We start from the raw sequence: 12,051 nt of genomic DNA, 5'->3' as shown, positions 1-12,051 counted from the left end.
GCTATTTTTATACATCGAAAAAATCCTCGCGTTTCACTGAATATCCAAATGATTTCAGCGCCCGTTCCACCTTCACCCAGGTAGAAATGCGTGGTGTGTATTTCGGATCTTTACACATATTAGAAATTGTCGTCCGTCCTACTTTTGCCTTCTGAGCAATTTCCTGCTGTGTTAGTCCCACTTTATCTACCCATCTCCCAAACTTACTTCTTGGTTTCCCTAACCAAAACATCAATATTCCCTCCCGGTCGTTTTTATAACAGTCTTGTCCAAAAATCCCGAATTTAAACCTGGGGCAAAAATGTGGAATAACGGACAAACATATCAAAATACGATGTATCAGACGCGATCAAAAACGATATAAATTACGTATTTGTTGTCGCATTCACTCGTCGCTGTTACAGTCGTTTTTGTTTTTCATGCTTGTTGCCGATTGTAGACACGGAGAACGACATGAAAAAATGCGTTGTATCAATGGATAGTGTTATTTACTATTGTTCTCGGCGCGAGCGACTATCCTATCGGATATTTAAGGATTGACAGTGGGGAGGTGGTATGAATTGCTTTTTGAAATTCTATCGTCGCTGGTGGCTGGTGGGATTGCTGCAACAACTTACTTCAAACAGCATGGAACGGGCGATGATAAAACGAAAATTGAACGTATTGCGGCGAACGCGGGGCTTGTGTCTAAAGACGGAAAGCAAATTAGAATTTATCGACGCATGAAAGGAGAGGGATTTACGGAGTACGTGTTTCAGATTCCTTTTGGTCTGTCGTTTGCTGATTTCCAGCGAAAAAAACATGTATTTGAGGATGGACTTAATATTAAACATAGCACTTTTGATTTCTCCTTTGCTGACCTAAAATCCATCAATCTCCGAAGCAATCCCATTTCACAGATCAAATTCCTTTTGCAGAAAAAAAGAAGGAACGAAAAGAAATCGAAATGTCATTCGATGGTATGCTGAAAATCCGTGTCTATGAGCAACAGATGCCGGAGTTATTACTGTTTGACGAAGCTATGCTTTCCGAATGTCATGGCTGGGAAATCCCCATTGGTGTGTCGCGGTGTGATTTCATGAAACATGATTTTGACGCCATTCCTCATATGGTTGTGGCTGGAGCAACTCGAAAAGGGAAAAGCGCCTTCCTCAAATTGCTTGTTACGTCATTGATCGCACGGCACCCAGACGATGTTCGATTCACCATTCTCGACTTGAAAGGTGGCTTGGCATTTGCAAAGTTTAGGGACGCTCGACAGGTCATGACAGTTGCGAAGAATGTGCAGGAAGCCGTTGAGGCTTTAAGAGCCGTCCGTGATGAGATGAATAGGAGGTTAGAACATTTCCTCGGCGCAGGAATCGAAGACGTGAAATCGGCTGGTGTAAAAGAGCGACATTTCATCATTGTTGACGAAGCAGCGCAGATCGCCAGTGCTGGGGAGACGGATAAGGAAATCAAGCGGATCAAAGTGGAGTGTGAGCATATCCTTTCTGAGATTGCACGTGTGGCCGGAGCGCTAGGGTATCGGCTGATTTTTTGTACGCAATACGCCACGGCTGATACGTTGCCGCGACAAATCAAACAAAACGCCGACGCTAAGCTATGTTTCCGATTACAGACGGAAGTTGCTAGCCAAGTGGTGCTTGGCGAAGGAGAAACGGACGCAGCACATTTACCGTTAATTCCAGGGCGTGCTGTTTACGTGACAGACCGAAAGAACATTGTCCAATGTGCGTATGTTACTGACGATGATATCAATCGACTGATTGGGCCGCATATCAACATTAGACCTAGAAAGGAGAAAAAGGACATTGAAAAAAGCAATAGAGAAGGAACAGCGTCAAGAAGCTATTCTCTCATCATTAGCGAAACTTGACTACCTCACACGCAGTCAATTACAAGTGTTGCACGACTTAGGGAGTCCGCGAAATACGAGTCGCGTCATGAAGTCGCTTGAGCCATTTGTGGCAAAGTTTCTCGATGGGGAAGCTGTTTACTATTTGACAAAGGAAGGGAGAGAAAGAACGGGAGCAAAAAAAGTTAGGAAACGAACGATACAAGCACGCCACTTCATAATGCGAAACGACATTTACATCGCATTCGGATGCCCGAGTACGTGGAAAAACGAGGTCAAACTCGAAATCAAGGGAGTTGTTTCTATCGTAGCCGATGCGCTGTTCACTCGAGATGGTCGGTATTATATTGTTGAAGTGGATCACCAGCAAAAAATGAGTGTAAATAAAGCTAAAATCGCTAAATATCGAAAGATGCTTGAATTAGGTGTTTTCAAAGCACCGCCGGTATTTATTTGGATTACGACTACCGAATACAAGCGGAAGCAGTTACTTGATCTCTGTGATGGTATGGATGTGAAGGTATTTTTGGTGAGTGAATTTCACTAAAAAGTCCTGCGGTAATATGTCAAGGTGAAAAATCATCGAAATTGGAAATTCGATTGTCCGATGACCCGAAAAAAGGCAATACTTAAGAAGCCCAGTCTTGTCTTATGTCATTAACTGGGTTTTAATGCAAAATCAGTTAGATCGATACCCCTATCGATCTTCCCCCTTTCTTGGCGTGTAGATTTGACCGTTGCGTAGCAGCGCATCGATCACACGCACGAGTTTTCGAGCGGTGAGGACGAGGGCTCGTTTGTGTTGGTGCTTTGGTACTTCCTCATACTTCTTCCGGTAATAGGTGCGAAACGACGCATCATGCCGTTGTACCGAGTTGGCAGCCTCCACTAGGTAGTAACGGAGATAGCGATTGCCGGAACGAATGAGGGAAGTCTCCTCGGCTTGGAACCGACCGGACTGGTGCTTAGACCAAGTCAAACCTGCATACTTTGCTAAGGCGGCTTGGTTGTCAAAGCGCTCGATTTGTCCAATTTCGGCTAAGATGCCAGCGGCGTAGACCGGACCAATGCCGGGAATCGTTTGTAACGTATTTGGGATGCCTTCCAAATGGCGAGTAATCGCTTTATCTAGCTCTTTAATTTGCGCTTGAAGGCTACGGATGGATTGAATTGATAGCCCTAAAAGCAAGTCGATGGAATCCTCGACACATTTGGAAAGCCGATACGACGAACGAGCCGCCTTTTGAATGGACTTGGCGATGCATTCCGGATCGGCAAAGCGATTGCGTCCTTTTTGGCGCAAGAAGTCAGCGAGCTGTTGCACGTCCATCTGACTGATTTCGTCTAAGCTAAACGACTCGAGAAGAAGCTCTAAGATGGCATGTCCGAACACGGAGCTGTCCACCTCTTGGGTAAAGGAACTGCACTTGTAAAACAAGTGTTGGAGGAAGTACTGCTTTTCCCGAGTCAGCTGATGGACGAGATGATAGCGCATGCGCGTGAGCCGTTGAAGGGCGATAAACTGTTCTTGCATGACAGCTGTCACTTTCAAACGGCCAAAGCGAAGCCGATCGGCGATGATCCACGCATCGATGCCGTCCGTTTTATCCAAGTCAGTGTACGCTTCTTTAAATTTGCGAATGAGCTTTGGATTGATGGTAAACACCTTGACATTCCAAGACTTCAGCTCCTCCTGTTGGTGGAAAAACATCGCTGGATGCCAGCTGTAGACCGAAGTGGCTTCCATCCCGATGAGAATTTCGGATGGTTGGCGCTTGTTGGCCCACAGGAGGATTTGATCGCGAAGGAAGGTCGCGCCAAGGAGATGATTGTCCACCTTGAATTGGGCGCACGTGTTTCCTTCTTGATCCATGATACACGTGTATAAGTCCGTTGAGCTCACGTCAATCCCGACGTAGAGTTTCATGAGATCACCTCCAATCGTAGTAGGATCGTGGGGTTGGGACTCTTCGGGATGCCCCCGGACCGCGCCTGTTGACCAGTCACCCTCGCATATGAGAACTCACGTTGGGCCATGGGCTGCCTGGAAGCTGCTCCTTCCAGCATGGGAAACCAACGGGAACAGCCTGCGGGTTAGAAGTCCGAACAGGAGCCGGGGAGACAGACTTTCTAAGTAGTCAAAGCTACAGGAGAGAGAAGAGTGTCCCCGATGATCCTAAGACCATTATCCAAGAACATCGCGAAAAGTCCAACCCCGATGTAGTGCCATCCACGGGGGAGGGGCGCGCCCCTCCCCCGTGGGCAAATCACTTACACATATGCGATTGTCAAGGAGCATATCCAACTGGAAATTCGATTTAAAAATCTTTCTAAACATACTATACGAGGAGGGTATCGGATGAATAAAGACATGATTGTTAAGTTATTGCTCCTACAAGTAATCATCGCTGACCAACGTTTACAATATGCTATAATGGAAACGAGCGATATGTATGAGAAAGCTTTTGCAGATGGCGTCATCACAGCATGTGAGTTTTTTGAAGAGGCGCTAGAACATATCATGGAATGATAAAGTGTAAAATGTGTATAGGGTGTACAGTTGTATCAGTATAATCGTCACTCTACCCTTATGTCAGCATATAAACATATTAAGGATGAAAAATTTCGTTACTACATTTTGAAGCAAAAATCGGATGTATTGCAGGCGATGAGAAGCTTCTTCCGAAAAGAAGAAAATAAGGCATTTGTATAATGGCACATCTTAAAATAGACGCGGTTTTCTATTCATGACGAGATCGGTTGAAAACTCAGTTCTATGGGTTAGGAAAATATCATGCAAAAGCCAGCCGTATAACCGGCTGGCTTCAGACTGTTGGCAAAATGGTTGTAAGGCAACTGCCTCACAACCATTTTGTTCTATTTTGATATTTGTTTTCCTCGATGAACCGACGAAAATAACGACATACATAAGTGAAAAAGAGGGGAGATGCCCATTCTCCATAGGCAGTTTGCTAATTTCTTTAAATTCATCGCAGCACAAACAAGCATCGCCTGCATCTGGTTTCTTTCCAATCCACGGTAATTCGTCCAGCGCAGACCATGCTTCCCTTTCAAATCTGCAAAATTTCGTTCGATTGTCTCTTTTCTCCGCTCATACAATTCTCGATGCTCCGGCACATATCGTAAGTGCTCGGCTTCTTCGTAGTAATCTTGCCAAACATGGCGTGTGACCACTTTCGTGTGGCTTTTGCTTTCTGTGCATTTTTCTAGATAAGGACACGTCTTGCACACAGATGGATTGGATTTATATTCCCGATAGCCTTCCCGATTCGTTGTTGAATAAGATAACACTTGGTTATTGGGACAAAGGTAACAGTCAAAATGTTCGTCATATGCAAATTCAGATTTCCGAAAGAACCCCTCTTTCGTCTTTGGACGCGTATATGGCCAAATCGGATCAATCCCTTGTTCTAATAGGTATTTCGCAATGGCTGGCGTCTTGTATCCTGCATCGATGCACAGCTTCACTTCCTTTTTGACTCGTTCAAACAGTTCAAAAAAGGCTTGACTATCATGCACGTTTGCCGCCGTGACATAGGATTGGAGGATCCAGCCATGGCGATCGCAAGCCGTGTGATAAGAGTAAGCAAATACTCGTTCGCGTTCATTTTTCACAAACATCCCACTCTCGGGATCCGTCTTACTGATCTTTACTTCTCGTTTTTTTTATCTGTTTCTGGCGGTAATGGAGATTTTCCGTGTGCGATCCGGTCTCGTTCAATCTCTTTTTCCAATTCCTCTTGATACGCTTTCGCTTCGACTTCTGCCACTTCGGTGTTGAATTTTCTTTTGTTTGCACTCGCCTTTACATGGGTAGAGTCAACAAATACGACACTTGGATCCACCAGCCCGTGTTGAAAGGCTTCTTCGAGAATTCTTGAAAAAATCTTTTGAAAGACGTCTGTACCTGCAAAACGTCGTGCATAATTTTTGCTTGGAGTCGAATGATGTGGGACAGGATCATGAAGACTCAACCCTAAAAACCACCGATATGCCACGTTGGTTCGAATTTGTTCCACCGTTTCACGCATCGAACGAATGCCGAAGATATAACGGATCAAGTACATTTTGAACAACACAACCGGATCAATACTTGGTCGTCCATGATCGGGTGAGTATGGGTCTTTGACAATGTCGTAAATAAAAGAGAAGTCAATCGCTTTTTCTAGCTTACGCACAAGGTGATCCTCAGGAACAAGGTCATCAATCAGTAGCTACACAATACTATACTCATCCTGCTCTACTTAAAGAATAGGCTTACTCCATGGGAACCCTGCCTTTTGGCAGGGGGTTTTTTTGTTTTTTGCGACATGTTTCGACATTTTTCATGATGGTTGTCTGATATGATAATAAACAAAAAATAACTAGGAGGATCAAAAATGTACGTTGTGGATAGTGTTGGTAGAGTCACTTATCCATCTAACTTTGCAAATAATTTATGGAGTGGGCAAACGCTAAAAAGAGGTGATCGAAATGATTATGTGAAAACGCTGCAATCTTGGCTTTACAAAGCCGGATTTAACCCTGGGGGAATTGATGGAGTTTATGGAGCAAATACAGAGAAGGCTGTGAAGGAATTTCAGAAGAAGGTGGGAATTACAGCCGATGGTATTGCAGGAAAGCAAACATATAATGCCTTGATTCAAATTAAAAATAATGATATCACAGGACAGAAAGATAGAGTGGAAATTTCTCAAGAATCTAGGCAACGTTTTGAGAATCAGTATAATATATATAATACATCAAAAACCTTGTTTACTAGTGCAACTAGTTGGACTAAATCAGCAGTTAGCTGGTTACAGAAAGCTGGAGAGTTTTTGCTTGATGCGGCTAAAGAAGGCCTCGATTTTTTAGTACTTGATGATATCCGTACGCTTTTTGATCCGAATTCAAGCAATCCCGAGAAAATTATCTCCCTCATAGGACTTTTTCCTGCAGGAAAAGTAGTGAAAGCGGGAAAGGTTTTTGATTTACTAAAAAAATACGGTAAAGGTGAAATAGTAGATGTTGTAGCTGGAATGGGAAAGGTTTTAAAGTACAATAGCAGGGCTATTTTAATGGAAGGGAACTCGAAAGAAGGTTGGAAGCATATTGTTGATGGTCATGTAATTGGAAAGAAAGGAAAGACGTTATTTCCAAAGCATATGGGTGAAGGGGAAATTAAAAACTTAATAATGGAGAGTGTAGAAAAAGGAGGAATTCGGACAAAACATCCAGATGGGACAATGGAATATGTATATAATCCCAATAAATATGGTATTAGTGAAATGATTACCATTGTAAGTAAGGATGGAATCATTCGAACTTCCTATCCAACAAAAGGAATAAGTGTAGTTACGAAACAGTAAAAAACGAGGAGGATATATTATGGGTATCAAAATCTCATTAGAGGACTGGGAAGGAGATTGGAGAGAAACACTCAAAAGTGAAAATCTCAATAGTTTTTTTAGTTGTGAAATGTATATGACTGTTCATAACGGTATCGAACAAATGACGATCAATATTGCGACCCTCTATGGCACAGCTTTGCTAAGTATGGCTGTTGGTATTATGGAGATGATAGCCAACAAAGAGAATAAGCCGTTCCGCATCTCTGGATTTGGTTCTGTTTATGATTATTTTTTCATAGTGAAAGGACAACAAATCAAAATCGAAGCCGTAAATGTTACAAATGATGAGGTGGAATCCTTTCTTTTTTATGATAAAACAAAATTTGCTCATGATTTTGTGAAAGCGCTGAAAAACCATTTACAGGAGATTGCACAAATTAACATACGAATTAAGGAACAAGAAACATATAAGCTTCTAGAACAAAAAATGTATACTCTCAATTCCGTGCTTGAGAGTCATTAATAAGATTTTTGTAACTATTCAGCCACATCATAAAGTGAGCTGAATATTTTCTTCTTTCCTTGTCTATGATGTGAATACTGATAGACAAGGAGGTGAATCACATGTTGACGGTACAACAAGCTGTATTTACAGTTGAGAGCTTAATCGGCAAAGTTCAACAACAAAAACAGCTCATTCATCAACTCGTTCAAGAAAATGAACATTTGCGTCACGAAAACAAACAACTACGCAAAGAAAATGAACAACTGAGGTACCGTGTTCAAGAGCTGGAAGCACGCACGAAAAAAAACAGCTCCAATAGCCATTTGCCCCCATCTTCTGACCGTTTTCACACCCATTCTTCTCGCAAGCCATCTGGCAACAAGCCAGGCGGACAAGAAGGACATCAAGGAACGACGCTCCGTCAAGTGGAACATCCACATCATCGTGTCGTCCACCGTGTGCATACGTGTCAAGGATGTGGGTCTTCTTTGCGTGAAGTTAAACCGTTCAAAGTCGATATCCGTCAAGTGTTTGATGTCCCTCCTGTGGCGATCGAGGTGACACAACATGAACGTGAAGTGAAATCGTGTCCGCATTGTCGATGTGTTCAACAAGCCGAATTCCCATCCCATGTCACGAATCATGTGCAATACGGTCCACGGCTCACGGCGCTCGTTGTTTATTTACATCATATCCAATTGATCCCGTACAAGCGTTTAAGTGATACAATCGAAGCGTTATATCAACACTCGATTAGTACGGGAACTCTTGCCAATATGGTGAAACGAGGACGCGAAGCGCTGGAATCAAATATGGACGTCATCGAAGACGCCTTACTTGAATCCAACATCCTGCATGTCGATGAAACGAGTTTGCGCATCAATGGAAAACTCGCATGGGTGCATGTCGCGTGTACATCGAAATATACGTACTTGGCTCCTCACGTTTCTCATGGAAAGAAAGCGACCGATGACATCGGGATTCTTCCGCGATATCAAGGGACGATGATGCACGATGGGTTCGTTACGTATACGAAATACACACAAGCCATCCATGCCCTTTGTCACGCCCATCATTTGCGTGAATTGAAGGGTTTCATCGAACAAGGGCATATATGGGCATCGCGCATGACGACGTTTCTGTTAGCCGCCAAACAGGCCGTCGAAGCTCATCACGGTGCGCTTTCCGAAGAAGAAGCGAAACGATGGGAACGAGTGTATGATCGCATCCTAGAAAGAGCACAACACCGATTGGAAACGGCGACGCCTCTTCCGAAAAAAGCACTCGCTTTTGTTCGACGCCTTCAAAAACGAAAGGAAGAAGCGTTGCGTTTCTTACGTGAAGTGCATGTTCCCTTTGACAACAACCAAGCCGAACGCGATCTTCGCATAGTTAAAGTGAAAGAGAACATTTCGGGTACATTTCGCGAAGAAACATTCGCCCAGTCTTTTTGCATCACAAGAAGCATCATTTCCACACTGACGAAACACGAAAAAAACGTGTGGAATTCGTTATGTCTTCTGTTGACAGGCGAAACGCTCGATCGTGTTCTTTCTACCACTTAGGGCATTTTCTATCACGGAGATGCCTTATTTGTGTTGCGCTCCTTTACATACTACTATCGGGGTGAATAGTTACTATAATAGAAGTGGAGGGCACTCATTCTATTAATAGGGAGGTTAAAATCACTTGAAAAATAACTTACTTAAAAAATACCAACAATTAAATATGCCTCATAAGTTTTTAGTAACTGAGGTAGACAATATATTAAAAAAGAAATATAAAGCGGTTGAAGTTCCTGTCAATGAGTTTATAGAGTTTAAAAAAGATCCTTTTGTTGATTATTCAACATTTGTGAAAAGTTACTTTATTCAAAATGAGGAGATTTTGAATAGTTTGTATAGTGAGAAAGAGAAAGCGGACATTGATAGAATGAGAGAGTGTATTCAAGAGATGAGGGCGGCTGGTGAACTTCTTCTTCCGCAACCGAGTGATGAAGATTATGATTTGCAGGTTAGATATACTAATTTTGCAGAGGGAAGACTAATAGCAGTTATTTTAGAAAGTATAGATAGACAATATGTCAGTGGTTTTCAAATGCAAGGTGCAATGTGTGAGAAATTATATCATGAACTAAAGGTATTTAAAGGAATTGATCCAGCAGATTGTGTAGAAGGGAACCCTATTTTGGATGAGTATTTGGAAGCTTTGGTGAAAGCAGGTTATTTACAGGAATAAAAAATGGTAAGAAACTTCGCTCATCTAGAAAAATTACGAAGAGCAGGTTATATTACATGGGAACTCGGTAAACCAAGAACACTAAGAATCTTAAAATTACAAGGCATCAATTAATATGATGCCTTTTTTAAATGCTTCCTAAAGATCAATCTGTATTACAGTAGAGGATACATCTCCCACAGTGTATAATATTTATTAGATATTATAAATTAAACTTTAATACGCAGAAGTGTACAGCGTTTATAGTTGTATCAGTACAATCGGCATTCGACTCTCATGTCCGCATATAAGCATATTAAAGATGAAAAGTTTCGCTACTACATTTTGAAACAAAAGTCGGATGTGTTACAGGCAATGAGGTCGTTTTTCCGGAAAGAAGAATTGAAAACACTCGTTTAAATCCTTGTGTCATGCAAGGTTTTTTTTGGAGAAAAAACAGTTGACAAACGGGTGGGGGTTTTTGTAATATACTCATAGAGGTAATGGTAATAAATTATTTTTTTGAGATTAAAAATACCCTTATGAGTATAGAGAGGTGATAAAAATGAAGCATATATTGCCACAGGAAGTAGATCAACAGTTAAAAGAAGGGCGTGCGCTAAGCATTATTGATGTCCGCGAGGATGAAGAAGTGGCTCAAGGGAAAATTCCTGGTGCTTGTCACATCCCGCTCGGTCAATTACTTGAGCGGATGAACGAAGTGAATAAAGATCAAGAACATATTCTTGTCTGCCGCTCAGGAAATCGAAGCGGTATGGCTTGCCAATTGTTAGAGAGTTACGGATACCGCGTCGTAAATATGACGGGCGGGATGCTCGAATGGACAGGAGAAGTTGAAAAAGGGGAGGGAGTAAAGTGACAATTCACGTAGATTATGTCGTTGATGCGCGTGGACTAGCGTGTCCGATGCCGATTGTTCGTACGAAAAAGGCGATGGAGCAATTACAACCTGGTCAAGTGCTTGAGGTGCAAGCAACGGATAAAGGATCGCTTGCCGATATTCAAGGTTGGGCAAAAAATACAGGCCATCAATACATCGGAACGATCGAAGAAGGGGAGGTATTGAAGCATTACCTTCGTAAGGCGAATCCTACCGAAGTGAAAGTAGAAACAAAATACCCTCATGTCGTCGCTTTAGATGAATTGCAAAGAAAAGTAGAAAACAATGAACAACCGTTTATTTTAGATGTGCGTGAAGAAGCAGAATATGCGTTTGGTCATATACCAGGGGCGTATCATATTCCGCTTGGACAATTAGAAATACGTATGAATGAATTAAACAAAAATGAGACGATTTACGTCATTTGTCGAACAGGCAATCGCAGTGACCTTGCAGCCCAACAATTAGCTGAAAAAGGATTTGCGCATGTATTTAATGTCATTCCAGGTATGACAGAATGGAAAGGAACAATGGTTAAAGGGGGAAATGAATAATGAAAAAACGTGTAGCAATTATTGCAGCAAACGGCGGTTTATTTGATGCATATAAAGTATTTAACATTGCAACAGCAGCTGCGGCAACAGAAGCGGAAGTAGCGATTTTCTTTACGTTTGAAGGACTGAATTTAATTCATAAGGAAGCGTATAAACAACTGCCGTTGCCAGAAGGAAAAGAACAAATTCAACAAGGATTTGCACAAGCGAACGTCCCATCCATTCCAGAACTTGTGGGAATGGCGCAAGAAATGGGCGTGAAGTTTATCGCATGCCAAATGACGATGGATGTTATGGGATTAACAAAAGAACATTTTGTAGACGGCATTGATGTTGGTGGAGCCGTTACATTCCTTGATTTTGCGAAAGACGCTGACATTACGTTAACATTTTAAGGAGGGAAAAACATGAAAGCGGATCTTGTTATTGATGCAAAAGGGTTAGCGTGTCCAATGCCGATTGTTCGGACAAAAAAAGCGATGGATACGTTACAATCAGGTCAAGTGCTAGAAATTCATGTCACGGATAAAGGAGCAAAAAACGATTTATCTGCATGGGCGAAATCAGCTGGTCATGAAATGATCGATATGGTCGAAGAAGGAGACGTACTAAAATTTTGGATTCGGAAAGCGTAATAAGCATCGGGCATATGTCCCGATGCTTCA

At 42.3% G+C, this 12,051-nt stretch carries 14 protein-coding genes and 3 pseudogenes; 14 read left to right on the top strand and 3 right to left on the bottom strand.

Annotation, left to right across the window (positions count from 1 at the left end; translation table 11 throughout):
* Positions 1 to 7: 7 nt before the first annotated feature.
* Positions 8 to 232, bottom strand: coding sequence for a helix-turn-helix transcriptional regulator (locus NSQ23_RS12625; protein ID WP_339171029.1), 225 nt, complete (start codon positions 230 to 232; stop codon positions 8 to 10).
* A gap of 328 nt (positions 233 to 560) precedes the next feature.
* Here NSQ23_RS12625 and NSQ23_RS12620 point away from each other — a divergent pair, with 328 nt between their 5' ends.
* From NSQ23_RS12620 to NSQ23_RS12610, 3 genes are read left to right on the top strand one after another with little or no spacing between them, the layout of a single operon-like run.
* Positions 561 to 968: a hypothetical protein gene (locus NSQ23_RS12620; RefSeq protein WP_339171027.1), complete on the top strand. Its 408-nt coding sequence runs from the start codon at positions 561 to 563 to the stop codon at positions 966 to 968.
* Positions 947 to 1,879, top strand: coding sequence for an FtsK/SpoIIIE domain-containing protein (locus tag NSQ23_RS12615; protein ID WP_339171024.1), 933 nt, complete (start codon positions 947 to 949; stop codon positions 1,877 to 1,879). The genes NSQ23_RS12620 and NSQ23_RS12615 overlap by 22 nt, the downstream gene beginning before the upstream one ends.
* Positions 1,815 to 2,405, top strand: coding sequence for a replication-relaxation family protein (locus NSQ23_RS12610; protein WP_020424520.1), 591 nt, complete (start codon positions 1,815 to 1,817; stop codon positions 2,403 to 2,405). The genes NSQ23_RS12615 and NSQ23_RS12610 overlap by 65 nt, the downstream gene beginning before the upstream one ends.
* A gap of 150 nt (positions 2,406 to 2,555) precedes the next feature.
* On the opposite strand, the gene NSQ23_RS12605 is transcribed toward NSQ23_RS12610, so the two are convergent.
* A complete protein-coding gene (locus NSQ23_RS12605; protein WP_339170721.1) occupies positions 2,556 to 3,785 on the bottom strand; it encodes an IS110 family transposase in 1,230 nt (409 codons plus the stop codon).
* Between the two features lie 432 nt (positions 3,786 to 4,217).
* On the opposite strand from NSQ23_RS12605, the gene NSQ23_RS12600 reads away from it, so the two are divergent.
* Entirely contained in the window at positions 4,218 to 4,388 is a 171-nt protein-coding gene (locus NSQ23_RS12600) for a hypothetical protein (protein ID WP_339171021.1), read from the top strand.
* Between the two features lie 27 nt (positions 4,389 to 4,415).
* Positions 4,416 to 4,571 (top strand): annotated as a pseudogene (locus NSQ23_RS12595) (sporulation protein YhbH); the annotation flags it as partial.
* A 164-nt stretch (positions 4,572 to 4,735) separates the two neighbouring features.
* On the opposite strand, the pseudogene NSQ23_RS12590 reads toward NSQ23_RS12595, so the two are convergent.
* Positions 4,736 to 6,102 (bottom strand): annotated as a pseudogene (locus NSQ23_RS12590) (IS1182 family transposase).
* Positions 6,103 to 6,258: 156 nt separating this feature from the next.
* On the opposite strand from NSQ23_RS12590, the gene NSQ23_RS12585 reads away from it, so the two are divergent.
* The 9 genes and pseudogenes from NSQ23_RS12585 to NSQ23_RS12545 all read left to right on the top strand — a co-directional run bounded on the left by NSQ23_RS12585 (position 6,259) and on the right by NSQ23_RS12545 (position 12,021).
* Entirely contained in the window at positions 6,259 to 7,227 is a 969-nt protein-coding gene (locus NSQ23_RS12585; protein ID WP_192948781.1) for a peptidoglycan-binding domain-containing protein, read from the top strand.
* A 19-nt stretch (positions 7,228 to 7,246) separates the two neighbouring features.
* Positions 7,247 to 7,732, top strand: a complete 486-nt coding sequence (locus NSQ23_RS12580) for a hypothetical protein (RefSeq protein WP_035018887.1) — start codon at positions 7,247 to 7,249, stop codon at positions 7,730 to 7,732.
* Between the two features lie 101 nt (positions 7,733 to 7,833).
* Positions 7,834 to 9,279 carry an IS66 family transposase gene (locus tag NSQ23_RS12575; protein WP_339171018.1) on the top strand — a complete coding sequence of 482 codons (1,446 nt, stop codon included), beginning with the start codon at positions 7,834 to 7,836 and terminating at the stop codon, positions 9,277 to 9,279.
* A 124-nt stretch (positions 9,280 to 9,403) separates the two neighbouring features.
* On the top strand, positions 9,404 to 9,952 hold the full coding sequence (locus NSQ23_RS12570) for a hypothetical protein (protein WP_004892248.1): 549 nt from the start codon (positions 9,404 to 9,406) through the stop codon (positions 9,950 to 9,952).
* A gap of 252 nt (positions 9,953 to 10,204) precedes the next feature.
* Positions 10,205 to 10,351: pseudogene (locus NSQ23_RS12565) on the top strand (sporulation protein YhbH); the annotation flags it as partial.
* A 145-nt stretch (positions 10,352 to 10,496) separates the two neighbouring features.
* Positions 10,497 to 10,811 (top strand): rhodanese-like domain-containing protein, encoded by a 315-nt coding sequence (locus NSQ23_RS12560; RefSeq protein WP_004892241.1) that lies wholly within the window; start codon positions 10,497 to 10,499, stop codon positions 10,809 to 10,811.
* Positions 10,808 to 11,386 carry a sulfurtransferase TusA family protein gene (locus NSQ23_RS12555; RefSeq protein ID WP_004892239.1) on the top strand — a complete coding sequence of 193 codons (579 nt, stop codon included), beginning with the start codon at positions 10,808 to 10,810 and terminating at the stop codon, positions 11,384 to 11,386. The genes NSQ23_RS12560 and NSQ23_RS12555 overlap by 4 nt, the downstream gene beginning before the upstream one ends.
* Positions 11,386 to 11,781 (top strand): DsrE/DsrF/DrsH-like family protein, encoded by a 396-nt coding sequence (locus NSQ23_RS12550; RefSeq protein WP_003399177.1) that lies wholly within the window; start codon positions 11,386 to 11,388, stop codon positions 11,779 to 11,781. Before NSQ23_RS12555 ends, NSQ23_RS12550 begins: the two co-directional genes overlap by 1 nt.
* Positions 11,782 to 11,793: 12 nt before the next feature.
* A complete protein-coding gene (locus tag NSQ23_RS12545) occupies positions 11,794 to 12,021 on the top strand; it encodes a sulfurtransferase TusA family protein (RefSeq protein WP_339171014.1) in 228 nt (75 codons plus the stop codon).
* Positions 12,022 to 12,051: the final 30 nt, after the last annotated feature.

It is taken from the genome of Anoxybacillus sp. FSL W8-1294, assembly GCF_037965005.1.
GTDB classification, from domain to species: domain Bacteria; phylum Bacillota; class Bacilli; order Bacillales; family Anoxybacillaceae; genus Anoxybacillus; species Anoxybacillus flavithermus_G.
This window is presented reverse-complemented; position numbering and strand designations above follow the sequence as displayed.